At 68.3% G+C, this 15,800-nt stretch carries 14 protein-coding genes; 5 read left to right on the top strand and 9 right to left on the bottom strand.

Annotated elements, in window-relative coordinates; translation table 11 throughout:
- Positions 1-76 precede the first annotated feature (76 nt).
- Together fdnG and D3H34_RS22345 are read right to left on the bottom strand one after the other, a co-directional pair.
- Complete coding sequence (gene fdnG, locus D3H34_RS22335) at positions 77-3,154, bottom strand: formate dehydrogenase-N subunit alpha (RefSeq protein WP_147400467.1); 3,078 nt, start codon at positions 3,152-3,154, stop codon at positions 77-79.
- A 75-nt stretch (positions 3,155-3,229) separates the two neighbouring features.
- Positions 3,230-3,529 carry a hypothetical protein gene (locus D3H34_RS22345; RefSeq protein ID WP_119556440.1) on the bottom strand — a complete coding sequence of 100 codons (300 nt, stop codon included), beginning with the start codon at positions 3,527-3,529 and terminating at the stop codon, positions 3,230-3,232.
- Positions 3,530-3,710: 181 nt separating this feature from the next.
- Here D3H34_RS22345 and D3H34_RS22350 point away from each other — a divergent pair, with 181 nt between their 5' ends.
- Entirely contained in the window at positions 3,711-6,227 is a 2,517-nt protein-coding gene (locus D3H34_RS22350) for an ABC transporter permease (protein ID WP_119556441.1), read from the top strand.
- Between the two features lie 91 nt (positions 6,228-6,318).
- Positions 6,319-7,782 carry an AAA family ATPase gene (locus tag D3H34_RS22355; RefSeq protein WP_119556442.1) on the top strand — a complete coding sequence of 488 codons (1,464 nt, stop codon included), beginning with the start codon at positions 6,319-6,321 and terminating at the stop codon, positions 7,780-7,782.
- A gap of 16 nt (positions 7,783-7,798) precedes the next feature.
- On the opposite strand, the gene D3H34_RS22360 is transcribed toward D3H34_RS22355, so the two are convergent.
- From D3H34_RS22360 to D3H34_RS22370, 3 genes are read right to left on the bottom strand one after another with little or no spacing between them, the layout of a single operon-like run.
- Positions 7,799-8,122, bottom strand: a complete 324-nt coding sequence (locus D3H34_RS22360) for a type II toxin-antitoxin system RelE/ParE family toxin (protein WP_119556443.1) — start codon at positions 8,120-8,122, stop codon at positions 7,799-7,801.
- Entirely contained in the window at positions 8,119-8,391 is a 273-nt protein-coding gene (locus D3H34_RS22365; RefSeq protein WP_119556444.1) for a type II toxin-antitoxin system Phd/YefM family antitoxin, read from the bottom strand. The genes D3H34_RS22360 and D3H34_RS22365 overlap by 4 nt, the downstream gene beginning before the upstream one ends.
- A 44-nt stretch (positions 8,392-8,435) precedes the next feature.
- The gene (locus D3H34_RS22370) at positions 8,436-9,338 is read right to left on the bottom strand and encodes a LysR family transcriptional regulator (RefSeq protein ID WP_119556445.1); all 903 of its coding nucleotides are present in this window, start codon (positions 9,336-9,338) and stop codon (positions 8,436-8,438) included.
- A gap of 127 nt (positions 9,339-9,465) precedes the next feature.
- Here D3H34_RS22370 and D3H34_RS22375 point away from each other — a divergent pair, with 127 nt between their 5' ends.
- Entirely contained in the window at positions 9,466-10,995 is a 1,530-nt protein-coding gene (locus D3H34_RS22375) for an MFS transporter (protein WP_119556446.1), read from the top strand.
- Positions 10,996-10,999: 4 nt separating this feature from the next.
- Here the strand turns inward: D3H34_RS22375 and D3H34_RS22380 are convergent, their stop codons facing one another.
- Positions 11,000-11,893, bottom strand: a complete 894-nt coding sequence (locus tag D3H34_RS22380) for a LysR family transcriptional regulator (RefSeq protein WP_119556447.1) — start codon at positions 11,891-11,893, stop codon at positions 11,000-11,002.
- A gap of 120 nt (positions 11,894-12,013) precedes the next feature.
- On the opposite strand from D3H34_RS22380, the gene D3H34_RS22385 reads away from it, so the two are divergent.
- Both D3H34_RS22385 and D3H34_RS22390 read left to right on the top strand, forming a co-directional pair.
- Positions 12,014-12,760, top strand: coding sequence for an SDR family oxidoreductase (locus D3H34_RS22385; RefSeq protein ID WP_119556448.1), 747 nt, complete (start codon positions 12,014-12,016; stop codon positions 12,758-12,760).
- A 64-nt stretch (positions 12,761-12,824) separates the two neighbouring features.
- Positions 12,825-13,049, top strand: a complete 225-nt coding sequence (locus D3H34_RS22390) for a SlyX family protein (RefSeq protein WP_062469081.1) — start codon at positions 12,825-12,827, stop codon at positions 13,047-13,049.
- A gap of 10 nt (positions 13,050-13,059) precedes the next feature.
- Here the strand turns inward: D3H34_RS22390 and trhA are convergent, their stop codons facing one another.
- The 3 genes from trhA to D3H34_RS22405 all read right to left on the bottom strand — a co-directional run bounded on the left by trhA (position 13,060) and on the right by D3H34_RS22405 (position 15,785).
- The gene (gene trhA, locus D3H34_RS22395; RefSeq protein ID WP_119556453.1) at positions 13,060-13,683 is read right to left on the bottom strand and encodes a PAQR family membrane homeostasis protein TrhA; all 624 of its coding nucleotides are present in this window, start codon (positions 13,681-13,683) and stop codon (positions 13,060-13,062) included.
- 144 nt (positions 13,684-13,827) lie between these two features.
- Positions 13,828-14,391 carry a response regulator transcription factor gene (locus D3H34_RS22400; RefSeq protein WP_119556449.1) on the bottom strand — a complete coding sequence of 188 codons (564 nt, stop codon included), beginning with the start codon at positions 14,389-14,391 and terminating at the stop codon, positions 13,828-13,830.
- Positions 14,388-15,785 carry an ATP-binding protein gene (locus tag D3H34_RS22405; protein ID WP_119556450.1) on the bottom strand — a complete coding sequence of 466 codons (1,398 nt, stop codon included), beginning with the start codon at positions 15,783-15,785 and terminating at the stop codon, positions 14,388-14,390. Before D3H34_RS22405 ends, D3H34_RS22400 begins: the two co-directional genes overlap by 4 nt.
- Positions 15,786-15,800 lie beyond the last annotated feature (15 nt).

The following is a 15,800-nucleotide window of genomic DNA, read 5'->3' on the forward strand; positions in this document are numbered from 1 at the left end:
CCGGGCCGCCCCAAGGGAGGCCTGCGCCCCCTCGGGGGGCAGCGAACACACGAAGTGATGAGCGTGGGGGTTCATCTCATGCCTTCTCGATGTTGACGGTGAACGACTTGTACTCCGGCGTCTGCGTGTTCGCATCGCCCACGAACGGCGTCAGCGTGTTCACCAGATACCCGGGCTTGGCGATGCCGACGAAGCCCCAGTGGTTCGGCAGCCCCACCGTGTGCACGGTGCGTCCATCGACCTGCAGCCCGACGATGCGCTTGGTGACCAGCGCCACGGCCTTGATGTAGCCGCGCTTGCTCGACACCTTCACCATGTCGCCGTTGGCGATGCCTTTCTCCTTCGCGAGCTCTTCGCCGATCTCGACGAACTGCTGCGGCTGGATGATGGCCGAGGTACGCACGTTCTTCGTCCAGTAGTGGAAGTGCTCCGTGAGGCGGTAGCTCGTGGCCACGTACGGGAAGTCCTTCGGCGTGCCCAGGCGTTCGAGGTCGCCCTTGAAGATGCGTGCCGCGGGGTTGGCGCGCGCCTTCTCGTTCTTCGGATGCATCAGGTTGTTCACCAGCGGCGACTCGAAGGGCTCGTAGTGTTCGGGCAGCGGTCCTTCGGCCATGCCCGTGGGCGCGAACAGCCGCGCCACGCCTTCGGCCGTCATGATGAACGGGCGCACCGCGTCGGCATCCGTCGGGTTGGCGTCGGGCCGGATGTCGGGCACGTCGGCGCCGGTCCACTGCTTGCCGTTCCACGCGACGAGGTTGCGCCGGGCGATCCACGGCTTGCCGGTCTTGGGATCGGTCGAGGCGCCGTTGTAGAGGATGCGCCGGTTGGCCGGCCAGGCCCATGCCCAGTTCTGCACCATGCCGATGCCGTACGGGTCGGCGTTGTCGCGCCGCGCCATCTGGTTGCCGGCCTGCGTCCAGGCGCCGGCGTAGATCCAGCAGCCGCTCGCGGTGGAGCCGTCGTCGCGCAGCAGGCCGAAGCCCGCGAGCTGCTCGCCGGCCTTGGCCAGCGGCGGCTTGCTCGGGTCCTTCGGGTCGAGCAGGTCGGTGAGCGCGCGGCCGTTGTACTCCATCGCCAGCTCCTGCGGCGAGGGCGCGTGCGGGATCTTGTAGGCCCAGGTGAGGTTGACGATGGGGTCGGGGAACGCGCCGCCGTCCTTCACGTAGGCCGCGCGGATGCGGTTGAAGAGGCCCGCCACGATGTCGATGTCGGGCATGGCCTCGCCCGGCGGCTGCGCGCCCTTCCAGTGCCACTGCAGCCAGCGGCTGGAGTTGGTGAGCGAACCGTCTTCCTCGGCGAAGCAGGTGGACGGCAGGCGGAACACCGTGGTCTGGATGTCGGTGGTCTTGACGTCGTTGAATTCGCCGAAGTTGCGCCAGAACTCGCTGGTCTCGGTCTGCAGCGGATCGATGGTGACGAGGAACTTGAGCTTCGAGAGCCCGTCGACGATCTTCTTCTTGTCGGGGAACGAGCCCACAGGGTTGAAGCCCTGGCAGATGTAGCCGTTGAGCTTGCCCTGGTTCATGAGCTCGAAGGCCTGCAGCACGTCGTAGAGCTTGTCGATCTTGGGCAGGTAGTGGAAGGCCCAGTCGTTCTCGGCCGTGGCCGCGTTGCCCCACCACGACTTCTGCAGGCTGACGAAGAACTTGGGGTAGTTCTGCCAGTAGCTCATCTGGTTGGGCCGCAGCGGCTTGACGGCGCGGGTCTTGTAGTAGTCCTCCAGCGTCTGTTCGTTGTCGCGTGCCAGGGACATGTAGCCCGTGAGCGAGTTCGACAGCAGCCCCAGGTCGGTGAGGCCCTGGATGTTGCTGTGGCCGCGCAGCGCGTTCATGCCGCCGCCGGGCACGCCGATGTTGCCCAGCAGCAGCTGCACGAGCGCGCCGGTGCGGATCATCTGCGAGCCCTGGCTGTGCTGCGTCCACCCCAGCGCATACATGATGGTCATGGTGCGCGTGGAGGTGCTGGTGCTCGCGATGTACTCGCACACCTTCAGGAACTTGTCCTGCGGCGTGCCGGTGATGCGGCTCACCATCTCGGGCGTGTAGCGCGCGTAGTGGCGCTTCATGACCTGCAGCACGCACTGCGGGTCCTGCATGGTCATGTCGACCTTGGCCATGCCGGCCTCGTCGAGCGCGTAGGCCCACGACTTGGGGTCGTAGTTGCGCTTCTCGGCGTTGTAGCCGCTGAACAGGCCGTCCTCGAACTTGTAGTCAGGCCCGACGATGAACGTGGCGTTGGTGTAGTTGCGCACGTACTCCGTCTGGATCTTGTCGTTGCTCAGCAGGAAGTTGATGACCCCCGCCAGGAACGCGATGTCCGACCCCGCGCGGATCGGCGCGTAATAGTCGGCCATGGCGGCCGACCGCGTGAAACGCGGATCGACCACGACCAGGCGGGCCTTGTTCTGCTTCTTGGCTTCGATGACCCACTTGAAGCCGCACGGGTGCGCCTCCGCGGCATTGCCGCCCATGATCAGCACGAGATCCGCGTTCTGGATGTCCTGCCAATGGTTGGTCATCGCACCGCGTCCGAACGTCGGGGCCAGACTGGCCACCGTCGGTCCGTGTCAAACGCGTGCCTGGTTGTCGAACACCAGCATCCCGGTCGAGCGGAATGCCTTGTGGGTGATGTAGCCCGTTTCGTTGGACGAGGCCGACGCGCAGAGCATGCCGGTGCTGGTCCAGCGGTTGACGATCTTGCCGTCGGCGTTGGTGGTCTGGAAGTTGGCGTCGCGGTCGGCCTTGAGAAGCTTCGCGATGCGGTCGAGTGCCTCGCCCCAGCCGATGCGCTTCCACTCGGTACCTCCGGCCTCGCGCACTTCGGGGTACTTCAGCCGCATCGGGCTGTGCACGAAGTCCAGCAGGCCTGCGCCCTTGGGGCACAGCGTGCCGCGGTTCACGGGGTGGTCGGCGTCGCCCTCGATGTGGAGGATGTCCGACACCACGTTCTTCGCCTTGTCGCCCAGGCTGTACATGATGAGACCGCAACCCACCGAGCAGTACGGGCAGGTGTTGCGCGTCTCGGTGGTGCGTGCGAGCTTGAAGTTGCGGGCCTCGGCCAGCGCGGCGGTCGGGGAGAAGCCGAGCGCGACGATGCTGGAGCCGATCAGGCCCGCGCTGCTCACGCGGAAGAATTGCCGGCGGCTTATGTCCATGACATGACCTCCTGCACAACGGATGTGGGTTGTTTCATCGTGGTTCTTCTTTCGGGGGCTTCTGAAGTCGTCTTCTTATTTGGGGGCGGTGCCGTCGCCGCCGCTGGGGGCCGGGGGCGCTCCGCCCGAGGGGCTGCCACTCCCCGCGCCGCTCACGCCGCCCACGGCTGCGCCGCCTTCGGACGGGCCTTTGGGAGATGCGGAGGGTTCGACGGTGTCGCCCGATGCGGCCGGCTTGACGCCGGTCGGGCTGCCGCCTGCTGCGGGAGCGGCGCCGACGGCGGGAGCGCTCGCGGGCTTGGGATCACAGGCACTCAACAGCAGACCGAGGGCCAGGCTGAGGCCGAGGGCTGGCAGGCGCTGACATCGTGGCATCGACGCTCCTTGTGGGGGAAGGACGGTCCGACAACGGGCTGTTTTTGTCCCCGCGCCGACGGTGGCGACGGGATGCGTTTTTCGCATCATGCGACAGCATGTCGCTTCGATCAAGGGGCAGGGGCGGGCAATAACCCTTGATCGCCGAGGCCGTGGCGGGGCTCGGCTATCGTTCGCGCCTATGAATGCTTCCCTTCGCCTTGGCTGGCGCACGCTCTGGCGCGATCTGCGCGCCGGCGAGCTGCGCCTCTTGATCGTGGCCGTGGTCCTGGCCGTGGCCGCGCTCACGGCGGTCGGCTTCTTTGCCGACCGGTTGCAGGGCGGGCTGCAGCGCGACGCGCGCCAGCTGCTGGGCGGCGATGCGGTGGTCGTGAGCGACAACCCGACGCCCGAGGCTTTCATCGCGCAGGCGAAGTCGCTCGGCCTCGCGGGTACCGGCACCTACGGCTTTCCCACCATGGCACGGGCCGAAGACGCGCAAGGCGGCGCCAGCAAGCTCGTGGCCCTGAAGGCCGTGACGCCGGGCTATCCGCTGCGCGGCAACCTGCAGACGGCCACCACGGCCGAAGGCGCGGGCACGGTGACGCGCGACGTGCCGGCTTCGGGCGAAGTCTGGGTCGATGCCTCGCTGCTCGACTCGCTGGGCCTGAAGGTCGGCGACACGCTGCTGCTGGGCGACACCGGCCTGCGCGTGGGCCGCGTGATCACGCTCGAGCCCGACCGGGGCGCGGGTTTCATGAGCTTCTCGCCGCGCGTGATGCTCAACCAGAGCGACGTGGCACGCACCGGCCTCGTGCAGCCGGCCAGCCGCGTGGGCTACCGCTACGCCGTGGCGGGCGACGATGCCGCGGTGAAGCGCTTCACCGAGTGGGCCGATGCCACCATCAAGAAGGGCGATCTGCGCGGCGTGCGGCTCGATTCGTTCGAAGGCGGCCGGCCCGAGATGCGCCAGACGCTGGACCGCGCCGAGAAATTCCTGAGCCTCGTGGCGCTGCTCGCGGCGCTGCTGTCGGCCGTGGCCGTGGCGCTGGCCGCGCGCGGCTTCGCGGCCAGCCACCTCGACGACTGCGCCATGCTGCGCGTGCTTGGCCAGAGCCAGCGCACCATCGCCGCGGCCTACGCTTTCGAGTTCGCGGTGATCGGCATCGTGGCCAGCGCGATCGGCGTGGCCATCGGCTTCGCCGTCCACTATGTGTTCGTGCTGCTGCTGGCCGGCCTGGTCGAGACCGCATTGCCCGCCGCCACGCTGTGGCCCGTGGCCTTCGGCCTGGGCATGGGACTCACGCTGCTGTTCGCCTTCGGCCTGCCGCCGGTGCTGCAGCTGGCGCGCGTACCGCCGCTGCGCGTGATCCGCCGCGACGTGGGCGGGCTCAAGCCGGCGTCGCTCGCCGTGCTCGGCATCGGCGTGGCGGGCTTCGCCGCGCTGCTGATGGCGGCCAGCAGCGACATCAAGCTGGGCCTCATCGCGGTCGGCGGCTTTGCCGGTGCCGTGGCCGTGTTCGCACTCCTGAGCTGGCTGGCTGTGAAGGTGCTGCGCCGCAGCGTCAGCGAGACCACCGCGCCGCGCTGGCTGGTGCTGGCCACGCGGCAGATCTCGGCGCGGCCGGCCTATGCCGTGGTGCAGGTCAGCGCGCTGGCCGTGGGCCTGCTGGCGCTGGTGCTGCTGGTGCTGCTGCGCACCGACCTCGTGGCGAGCTGGCGCAAGGCCACGCCGCCCGATGCACCCAACCGCTTCGTCATCAACGTGATGCCCGAGCAGAGCGAGGCGTTCCAGAAGACGCTGCGCGACGCGGGCGTCGGCAAGTTCGACTGGTACCCGATGATCCGCGGCCGGCTGGTGGCGATCAACGACAAGCCCGTGACGCCCGACGACTACACCGAGGACCGCGCCAAGCGCCTGGTGGACCGCGAGTTCAACCTGAGCAACAGCAGCGCCGCGCCCGCGCACAACAGCATCACCGCGGGCGCCTGGACACCCGAGGCGAAGAACGAGGTGAGCGTGGAAGAAGGCCTGGCCGAGACGCTGGGCCTGAAGCTCGGCGACACCCTGCGCTTCGACATCGGCGGCATGCAGAACGACGCGCGCATCACCTCGCTGCGCAAGGTCGACTGGGGCTCGCTGCACGCCAACTTCTTCGTGATGTACACCGTGGCCTCGCTGGCCGACGTGCCCGTGACCTACATGGGCGCCTTCCGCGCGCCCGAGACGCGCGGCTTCGACAACGCGCTGGTGCGCAGCTTTCCCAACGTGACGAACGTCGACATGAGCGCCACCATCAACCAGGTGCAGCGCGTGCTCGACCAGGTGGTGCGCGCGGTCGAGTTCCTGTTTGGCTTCACGCTCGCGGCCGGGCTGGTGGTGCTGTTCGCGGCCGTGACCGCCACGCGCGAGGAGCGTGCGCGCGAATTCGCCGTGATGCGCGCCGTGGGCGCGCGCGCCAGCCTGCTGCGCCAGGTGCAGCGCGCCGAACTCGCGGGCGTCGGCCTGCTGGCGGGTTTTCTCGCGAGCATCGTGGCTTCGGTGATCGGCTGGGCGCTGGCGCGCTACGTGTTCGAGTTCACCTGGACCGCCTCGCCGCTGGTGCCGGTCGCGGGCGCGCTGGCCGGTGCGGTGCTGGCGCTGGGTGCGGGCTGGTGGGGACTGCGCGAAGTGCTGCGCCGGCCCGTGGTCGACACGCTGCGCCGCGCGGCCGAGTAGACACAAAAAATTTCTTCGCGCCGGGCCGGGAATGCGGCGGGAATGACCTACATTCCCCGGCCCTGCAATTCATCGAAGAGATTTCCCTTTCATGCGCTTGGCGTCATTCCAGATCACCAACTATCGCTCGATCCACGACAGCGGCTCCATCGATTCCTCACAGATCACAGCGATCCTCGGTCGAAATGACAGCGGCAAGTCGAACCTGCTGCGCGCGTTGCACAGCCTGAACCCGACCGACGGGCTCACGGCACTCAGCCCCATCAAGGACTTTCCCCGGCACCGCCGCCTGGACGAATGCACCGACGAGACCCCCGTCGTGCACACGTGCTGGGACCTGGACGCCTCCGAGCAGCTGGCGCTCGCCGCCATCCTGCCGCGCGCGGCCGGTGTGCGCCAGGTCACGGCCGGCCGCGGCTACGGCGCCACGCGCTGGACCGGCTTCGAAGGCCTCGGCCCGCTGTCGATCGACGTGAGCGACATCAAGGCCAAGGTGCGCAAGATCGTGCCCGCCGTGAAGGCCGCGACCGAGAAGGTCGCCGACGAACTGAAGGCGCCGCTGGAACAGGAGGCCGATGCCTTCGACGCGGCCATGATCCCCAGCCCCGACTTCGTCAGGTGGTCGGCCGGCGCGCTGCTGGCGCTGCAGTCGCTGCGCCAGGCCCTGGCCACCGCCGGCGCGGAGATCGCCGACAAGCAGGCGCAGATGCTGACCGAGCTCGAGGAGCTGGCGCGCACGATCGACAACGACCAGCCCGCGCTGGCCCGCGCCCACGCCTGGGCGCTGGAAAAGCTGCCGCGCTTCATCTACGTCGAGGACTACGCCTCGCTGCCCGGCCGCCAGAACATCGCCGAGTACCTCATGCGCAAGGGCTGGGGCGAACGCACGGCGGGCGAGCGCAATTTCGAGAAGCTGTGCCAGGTGGCGGGACTCGATCCGCAGCAGCTGCAGGACCTGCTGGCAAAGAACGACCTGGCGACGCGCAATCAGTTGGTGAATCGCGCCGGCTCTGTCGTCACGTCGGAAATCCGCCGCGTGTGGAAGGACCGCGCACTGAAGATCCGCTTCAACCTCGACGGGCAGCACCTGGAGACGCTGGTGTCCGATCCGAACGGTGCCTACGAGGTGGAAGTGAACCTCGATGAACGCAGCCGAGGTTTTCAGTGGTTCTTCTCGTTCTACACCGCGTTCTTCGCGGACACGAAGGGCGCGAGCGACGCGATCCTGCTGCTGGACGAGCCCGGTCTGCATCTGCATGCGCATTCGCAAGCCGACCTGCTGGCGCACCTGGAGCAGGACTTCAGCAACCAGATTCTCTACACGACGCACTCGCCGTTCATGGTGCCAACCCACCGGCTCGACGCGGTGCGCACGGCCAGCATGAGCGAGGCCGATGGCACGACAGTGAGCAACAAGGCCGAGGGTGATGCGCGCACGCTGTATCCATTGCAGGTTGCGTTGGCGTTGAGCCAGGCGAAACACGTTGCGCCTGTCGCGGCACCCGCCGAGACCATCGGCGAACAGGCCGAGCGTCAGCTGGTTGAAGCGGCGTAGGCGTATGCCGGAAACCTCATGCGGGGCCTACCAGGCGCCGCATGAGCAGGCCTTTCAGATCTCTGCGCGTGTCGCAGACGACGTGGACATAGGCGATATCCACTCGCACTTCATAAATGATGCGGTTCATGCCCGAGATGACTTGCCGGTACTGGGCCGCGTTCAGGTCTTCCAGTTCCTCGGGGATACGGCCCGCCAGGGGATGGGCTTCGATCATTGCGACTGATTGCTTGATCTTTTCGTAGCTCGCCGCCCAGGTGTCTGCACCGAAATTCTTGAGAAGGTAGCGCCGCAGGTCCTTCAGGTCGGCCTCGGCGGACCGCAGGAACACCACCTTCATGGGGTGTCTTCTTTGTCCAGTTCGGCGAACACGTCGTCCGCAGAGCGGAATTGGCCCTGTTCGATTTCGCGCTGGCCAAGTGCCAGCACTTTCAGAAGCGCGAGCGTCGCTTCGTGCTCTTCGTAAGAGCGGACATCCATCACCACGAGCTTGGCCTCGCCGTTCTGCGTAATGACCAGCGGCTCGCGCGTGTCCGAGAGGGTCTTCACGATGTCCGCGGCATGGCTCTTGAGATAGCTGATGGGTTTGACCTGGGTGGAGAAATTCATGGGGCTCACCTGTGTCTGTCGATCGGACTGATTATGGTCTGAATTCAGTCTCTTGATGTTTGTGGGACATCGTCCTTGAACATGTGCTCACTCGCAAAGTCCACAAACGCCCGCACCTTCGGCGACAGCTGCCGGCTCGACGGCCACAGCGCCGAGAACTGCCCCTGCCGCACAAGGTGCGGGGCCAGCACCCGCTGCAGTTCACCGCGACGCAGCGCATCGCGCGCCAGGAAGTCGGGCATGTACGCAATGCCCAGGCCCGCCACCGCGGCGCCCAGCATGGCTTCCATGTTGTTGCAGATCAGGCCCGGCGGGAGCTGGGGCGGCAGGCCGGGCAGGTCCCAGTCTTCGATCTTTCCATCGGTCACGAACTTGTAGCGCAGGCAGCTGTGGCGGGCGAGGTCGGCCGGCACTTGCGGCACGCCGTGCTGCGCCAGGTAGGCCGGCGAGGCCGCGAGCACGAAGCTGAAGGGGCCGAGGCGGCGCGCCACGAGCTGTGAGTCGACCAGCTCGCCGCTTCGGATCGCCACGTCGACGCTTTCGGCGATCACGTCGACCAGCTGGTCGTTGAAGTCGAGGTCGAGTTCGATCTCGGGATAGCGCGCCTTGAACGCCGGCAGGATCGGCAGCAGGAAGCGGTAGCCGATGGTCGGCAGGCTCACGCGCAGGCGGCCGCGCGGCGCGGCCACGGCGTCCTGCAGCATGGCGCGCGCATCGCCGAGCTCGTCGAGGATGCGGCGGCAGCGCTCGTGGAACATCGCGCCTTCCGCCGTGAGCCGCACCTGCCGCGTGGTGCGGTGGAACAGGCGCACGCCCATCTGCGCCTCGAGCCGCGCGACGTTCTTGCCCACGGCCGAGGCCGAGATGCCCAGGTCGCGGCCCGCCCGCGCAAAGCTCTGCAGGTCGGCCGCCCGCACGAAGGATTCGAGTCCGCTGAAGCTGTCCATGGGCTTGATTGGCAACCTTTGGTTGGCAGTGTGAGGATCAGAGGCGCTATTTTCGTTTCATTGAATCCTTTTTATCTTCGCTTCACGCATTTCCTCTTTCTCTTCGTTCCGCGTGAAAGCCTTCCCGATGTCCTCCCCTGATTCCAATAAAGCCTGGCTGCTCGCCGCCGTGTGCCTGGCCGCGCTCGGCATGCCGCTGAGCTTCACCGGCCCGGCCGTGGTGCTGCCCGCGATCCGCGAGACGCTGGGCGGCACGCCGGTGCAGCTCAACTGGATCACCAACGCCTTCATGCTGAGCTTCGGCGCCACGCTGATGGCGGCCGGCGCGCTGGCCGATGCCTACGGGCGCAAGCGCGTCTTCCTGCTGGGCCTGGCGGTGGTGGCGCTGAGCAGTGCGCTGCTGACGCTGGCGCCGGGCATCGTCGCCTTCGATCTCGCGCGTGCCGTTCAGGGGCTGGGTTCGGCCGCTGCCTTCGCGGCGGGCACGGCGGCGCTGGCGCAGGTGTTCGACGGGCCCGCGCGGCTGCGGGCCTTCAGCCTCATCGGCACTTCGTTCGGCGTGGGGCTGTCGTGCGGATCGATCCTGTCGGGCTGGCTGGCCGACACCGTCGGCTGGCACGCCGTGATGCTCAGTCCCGGCGCCGTGAGCCTCGTCGCGCTGTGCCTGGCCGCGCCGCGCATGCGCGAGTCGCGCAACCCGCAGGCGATGGGGCTGGACGTGCCGGGCACGCTCAGCTTCACGGCCGCGCTGAGCCTGCTCACGCTGGGCGTGCTGCAGGCGCCCGACAGCGGCTGGGGCAGCCCATGGGTGCTCGCGGCGCTGGCCGGCGCGCTGGCCATGGGCGTGGCCTTCGTCGCCATCGAACGGCGCGTGGCGCATCCGATGCTCGACCTGTCGCTGTTCCGGTTTCCGCGCTTCGTCGGCGTGCAGCTGCTGGCGGCGGCGCCGGCCTACGGCTTTGTCGTGCTGCTGGTGCTGTTGCCGATCCGCTTCATCGGGCTCGAAGGGCGCAGCGCGCTGGAGGCGGGCGCTTTCATGTTCGCGCTGTCGGGACCGATCCTGGTCCTACCGACGCTGGCGGCCTCGCTCGCGCATCGTTTCTCGGCGGGTGCGATCTCGGCGGCGGGGCTGCTGGTCTGTGCCGCGGGGCTGCTCTGGCTCGGACGCTGTGCGCCGGGCACCTCGCTGGTGGGCCTTGCGGGGCCGCTGTTGCTGATCGGCACCGGCATCGGCCTGCCGTGGGGGCTGATGGACGGCCTCGCGGTGAGCGTGGTGCCGCGCGAACGGGCGGGCATGGCGTCGGGCATCTTCAACACCGTGCGGGTGGCGGGCGAGGGCGCGGCGCTCGCGCTGGTCAGCGCCGGGCTGACCGCGCTCGTGGCCGTCCGGCTCGGGCAGAGCCCCGCCTCGGCGCAAGCCGCGCAGCGGGTCACGACGGGTGACATGGCGCAGGCACTGGCCCTGCTGCCCGGCATGGACCGCGCGGCGCTCCTGCACGCCTACGGCGTGGCGTTCGGCACGCTGCTGTGGGTGCTGGCGGGCGTGACGGTGTTGACGGCGTGGGTGGTGTTCGCTTTCCTGCGCGGCGGAACGCCTGTGCAGGCCGACCAGGCCGCCCAAGTCGACGACGTGCGGCAGGAGTCGCCGGCGTGCTGATGCCTCACACGTCGGCGGCGTCGAAGCGCTCGTGCAGCCACTGCGTGAAGACGCGCACGCGCGACGACAGCTGGCGGTTCTGCGGATAGAGCACCGAGACCGGCATCGGCGGTGGCGCGAAGGCGGGCAGCAGCACCCGCAGCCGGCCATCGGCCAGTTCACCGGTCACGCGGTAGCGCGGCACCTGCACCAGCCCGAGGCCTGCGACGGCCGCGCCGGTGTAGAGATCGGCGCCCGTCACCGAGACGATGGCGGGCAGGGTCACGGCGCTCGTGCGGCCGTCCACCGTGAATTCGAGCGGAACCGCCTTGCCCGTGGCGCTGGACACATAGTGGACGGTCCGGTGCGAAGCCAGCGCCGCCAAGTCGGCCGGCTCGCCGAATTCCGCGAGGTAGGCGGGACTGGCCACGGTCACCTGCGGCAGCAGTGCGACGCGCCGCGCGACCAGCGAGGAGTCTTGCAACTGCCCCGCACGCAGCACGCAATCGACGCCTTCGCGCACGAGGTCGACCAGCCGGTCGTCCTCGCCGATCTGCAGTTCCAGCCCCGGATGGCGCGCGAGGAAGGCGGGCAGGGCCGGCACCACGAAATGCCGCGCCAGCGTGCCCTGCAGGTTCACCCGCAGCAGGCCCTTGGGCGCCTCGTTCCTGAACGCGCCCTCGGCCTCCTCGAGGTCCGCCAGCAGCCGCACGCAGCGCCGGTAGTAGGCCTCGCCGTCCTGCGTGAGCCGCACCGTGCGGGTGGTGCGCTCCAGGAGCCGGGTGCCCAGGCGCTCTTCCAGGCGCTTGATCAGGTTGGTGACGGTGGCCCGCGGAATCCGCAGGTCGTCGGAGGCCTGGGTGAAGCTCTGGCGCTGCGCGATGCGCGCGAAAACCTGCATTTCCTGGAAGCGGTCCATGGGCGTCGTGCAATGGATTGTTGGTGTAAATGGAATTTTGATGGCGATATGGAGGTAATTATCTTTCTGATGGAAAGATCGATCATTCGTGCCAATCCCTCATCTCCAAGGAATCACCGCATGAACACCGCTTCCCGCCAGCCCCGCGTCGCCCTCGTCACCGGGGCCTCCCGCGGCATCGGCGCCGCCATCGCGCGACGTCTCGCCAGCGACGGCCTGGCCGTCGCCGTCAACTACGCCTCGGGCGCGGCGCAGGCCGAAGCGCTGGTCGCCGAACTCGCTGCCTCGGGCGCCCAGGCCATCGCGGTGCAGGCCGACGTGGCGGATGCCGGGGACGTGCGCCGCATGTTCGACGCCGTCGAGGCCCAGCTCGGCAAGGTCGACGTGCTGGTCAACAACGCGGGCGTGCTCAAGACGCTGCCGCTGGCCGAGCACAGCGATGCGCTCTTCGACCAAGCCTTCGACATCAACGTGCGCGGCACCTTCCACACGCTGCGCGAAGCCGCCACGCGCCTCAACGCGGGTGGGCGCATCGTCAACTTCTCGAGCACCGTGGTGGCGCTGAACCTTCCGGGCTATGCGGTCTACAACGCCACCAAGGCGGCGGTCGAGGCCTTCACGCACGTGTTCGCCAAGGAGCTGCGCGGGCACGGCATCACCGTGAACGCGGTGGCGCCGGGGCCGATCGCCACCTCGCTGTTCTTCGAGGGCAAGACCGAGGCGCAGATCGAGGCCTTCGCGAAGATGCCGCCTCTGGAACGCCTCGGCCAGCCCGAGGACATCGCGGGGGTGGTGGCCTTCCTGGCCGGGCCGGACGGCGGCTGGGTCAACGGGCAGATCCTTCGCGCCAACGGCGGCCTGGCCTGACGTTGTCAGGCGCAGGCGCCCGGGCGGCGATTCACCCTGGCGCATCTTCCTGTCCAATAGCGCCATGGAACATTCACCGAACGACGTGACAGAGCGTCTGAACGACCTCGAGATCAAGTCGAGCTACGCCGAAGACCTGCTCGAGCAACTGAACATGACGATCTACCGGCAACAGCAGCAGATCGACAGCCTGATCCTGCAGGTTGCGCAGTTGCGGCTACAGAGCCAGAACGCGGGGCAGGACGGGGGCGCACGCAATCTGCGCGACGAACTCCCGCCCCACTACTGAGGACGTGTGCTCAGCCGTGTGCGTGCCAGAGCACGGCGAAGAAATGGCAAGTGCTGCCAGCCAGCACGAAGAGGTGCCACACCGAATGCGCGTACCGCACCTTGTTGTCGAACAGGAACACCACGGCCCCGGCCGTGTAGAACAGCCCGCCGGCCACCAGCCAGCCCAGCCCCGCCGATGACATGCGCTCGTACAGCGGCACCGCCGCCATCAGCGCCATCCAGCCCATGGCCACGTACAGCCCGGTGGACCACAGCGGGTGCTGCAGGCGGTTGAACAGCTTGGCGCCCACGCCCAGCACGGCGGCGGCGGTGATGGCGCCGAACAGCGTCCAGCCCCAGGGGCCGCGCAGCACGCCGAACAGGAAGGGCATGTAGCTGCCCGCGATGAACAGGTAGATGGCCGCGTGGTCGAGCCGGTTGAACCAGGCCTTGGCACGGCCGATGGGCAGCGCGTGGTACAGCGTGGAGATCAGGTACAGCACGATGGCCGTGCCCGCGAACAGCGAGGCGCCGACCACCGCCGCGGTCGCCGACGGGCCCTTCTGCGCGGCGCTGTAGACCAGGATCGGCAGCGAGGCGATGGCCAGCAGCAGGCCCAGGCCGTGGCTCAGGGCGTTGAAGAGCTCCTCCATCGCGGTCTGGTCGCGCGCGGTGCTCAGAGTCTTCTTTTTCAGGTCGGCGGGCTGCAGCTGCAGCGGCGGGCTATTCGTCATCAGGGAACAGAGCCTCCGGAATCGGGTTTGGTTCCGCGAAATGCGCGAAACCGGCAGATCATGTTACTTGACCTGCTGTTTGCCGAGTTTGCGTGCCAATGTGCGCCGATGCATGCCGAGCCGGCGCGCGGTTTCCGAGATGTTGAAGCCGGTCTCGGCCAGCGTCTCGTGGATGCGCTCCCACTCCAGCGTCTTGATGGAGGTCGAGCGGTTGGTCAGTTCGACCTCGGTGGTGCCGGCGGCGCGGCCGAAGGCGGCCTCGATGTCGTCGGTGTTCGAGGGCTTGGCCAGGTAGTGGCAGGCGCCGAGCTTGATGGCCTCGACGGCGGTGGCGATGCTCGCGAAGCCGGTGAGCACGACGATCAGCATCTCGGCGTCGTGCCGGTGCAGCATCTGCACGCAGGCCAGGCCCGAGGCCTCGCCGTTGAGCTTGAGGTCGACCACCGCATAGCCGGGCGAGGGGCCGTCGCCTTCCTCGAGCAGTGCCTCGACCTCCTCGAGGTTGCGCGCATGCACCACCACGTAGCCGCGGCGCTCGAAGGAGCGCGCGAGCGTGCGCGCGAAGGCCTCGTCGTCCTCGACGATCAGCAGTTGGCGGACTTCGCCGCTGTCGGGTGTGTGCGTCATGGACTGGCTGCGGGGGGAACGGCGTGGTTCGCGAGGGCGGTTGCTGCGTCGTCGTGGTCTTCGTCCTCTTCGAGCACGATGGCCGCCAGCGGCAGCGTGATGGTCACGACGGCGCCGCCCTCGGGGCGGTTGCGCACCGCGACGCGTCCGCCCAGTGTGCGCGCCACGTTCACGACCAGGAACAGGCCCAGCCCGCCGCCGGGGCGGCCCTTGCTCGACTGGTAAGGCTTGCCGAACTCCGCGAGGATGGCCGGGATGAAGCCGGGGCCCGCGTCGGTGACGGTGATGGTGAGCGCGTCGGCGTCGTGCGTGGCTTCCAGGCGCAGCCAGTGCGGCGAGGCTTCGAGCGCGTTGTCGAGCACGTTGCACACCATCTGCTTGATCGCCGAGTCGGAGACCATGGGCAGGTCCTGGCCGAACAGGTTCTCGTAGTCGAACTCCTCGACCGGGCGCGTGGTGCGCCATTCCTCGACGAGGTCGTCCAGGAAGGTGCGCACGGTGGTCTCTTCGGACGACTCGCCGCGCGTTTCGCCGGCCGACAGCAGGATGCCGCTCACGATGCTCTTGCAGCGCTGGATCTGCACTTCCATCTCGGCCACTTCCTGCAGCAGCTCGGGGTCGGAGCTGAAGTGCGGCAGCCGCCGCCAGTCGCCCAGGATCACCGCCAGCGTGGCCAGCGGCGTGCCCAGCTCGTGGGCCGCGCCCGAGGCCAGCAGGCCCATGCGCACGATGTGCTCTTCTTCCGAGGCGCGCTGGCGCATGTCGGCCAGCCGCGCGTCGCGCACGCGCAGGTTGCGGCTGATGCGGGTGATGAAGACCACCAGCAGCGCGGCGTTCAGCGCAAAGCACACCAGCATGCCCTGCACATAGGGGCTCCACAGGCCGCGGTCGTGGTCCAGCGGCAGCGGCAACGGGCGCGAGAACAGCGCCAGGCCGGCGAAGCACAGGGCGGTGACGACCACGATGGTCCAGATCGACCAGGCCTTCAGCAGCACCGCGCCCAGGATCACCTGCAGCAGGTACAGGAAGACGAAGGGGTTGGTGGCGCCGCCGCTGAGGTACAGCTGGGCCGTGAGCGTGGCCACGTCGACCAGCAGCGCCACGAACAGCTCGCCGTTGGTCACGCGGCGGTGGATGCGCAGGCGCAGCAGGCTCACCATGTTGAACAGGGCAAGGCAGGTGAGCACCTGCAGCATGTGGTTCAGCGGCAGGCGGATGCCGAAGCCGTAGTGCACCACGAGGATGGTGGCGACCTGCCCGACCACGGCGAACCAGCGCAGCTGGATCAGCTGCTGCATGTTCTGGTGGCCGATGGCGTTGTCCAGGCTCGCCACGCCCGCGCGCGGGGCGTGCAGCTCGCCGGCCACCGCGACCTTGTCAGTCGCGGCGGGCATCGGCGGGGGCGGGGC

It is taken from the genome of Acidovorax cavernicola (assembly GCF_003581445.1).

Coding starts and splice junctions, on each gene's coding strand:
- D3H34_RS22345 (WP_119556440.1), bottom strand. CDS start 3,529: ATGCCACGATGTCAGCGCCTGCCAGCCCTCGGCCTCAGCCTGGCCCTC.
- D3H34_RS22350 (WP_119556441.1), top strand. CDS start 3,711: ATGAATGCTTCCCTTCGCCTTGGCTGGCGCACGCTCTGGCGCGATCTG.
- D3H34_RS22355 (WP_119556442.1), top strand. CDS start 6,319: ATGCGCTTGGCGTCATTCCAGATCACCAACTATCGCTCGATCCACGAC.
- D3H34_RS22360 (WP_119556443.1), bottom strand. CDS start 8,122: ATGAAGGTGGTGTTCCTGCGGTCCGCCGAGGCCGACCTGAAGGACCTG.
- D3H34_RS22365 (WP_119556444.1), bottom strand. CDS start 8,391: ATGAATTTCTCCACCCAGGTCAAACCCATCAGCTATCTCAAGAGCCAT.
- D3H34_RS22370 (WP_119556445.1), bottom strand. CDS start 9,338: ATGGACAGCTTCAGCGGACTCGAATCCTTCGTGCGGGCGGCCGACCTG.
- D3H34_RS22375 (WP_119556446.1), top strand. CDS start 9,466: ATGTCCTCCCCTGATTCCAATAAAGCCTGGCTGCTCGCCGCCGTGTGC.
- D3H34_RS22380 (WP_119556447.1), bottom strand. CDS start 11,893: ATGGACCGCTTCCAGGAAATGCAGGTTTTCGCGCGCATCGCGCAGCGC.
- D3H34_RS22385 (WP_119556448.1), top strand. CDS start 12,014: ATGAACACCGCTTCCCGCCAGCCCCGCGTCGCCCTCGTCACCGGGGCC.
- D3H34_RS22390 (WP_062469081.1), top strand. CDS start 12,825: ATGGAACATTCACCGAACGACGTGACAGAGCGTCTGAACGACCTCGAG.
- trhA (WP_119556453.1), bottom strand. CDS start 13,683: ATGGAGGAGCTCTTCAACGCCCTGAGCCACGGCCTGGGCCTGCTGCTG.
- D3H34_RS22400 (WP_119556449.1), bottom strand. CDS start 14,391: ATGACGCACACACCCGACAGCGGCGAAGTCCGCCAACTGCTGATCGTC.
- D3H34_RS22405 (WP_119556450.1), bottom strand. CDS start 15,785: ATGCCCGCCGCGACTGACAAGGTCGCGGTGGCCGGCGAGCTGCACGCC.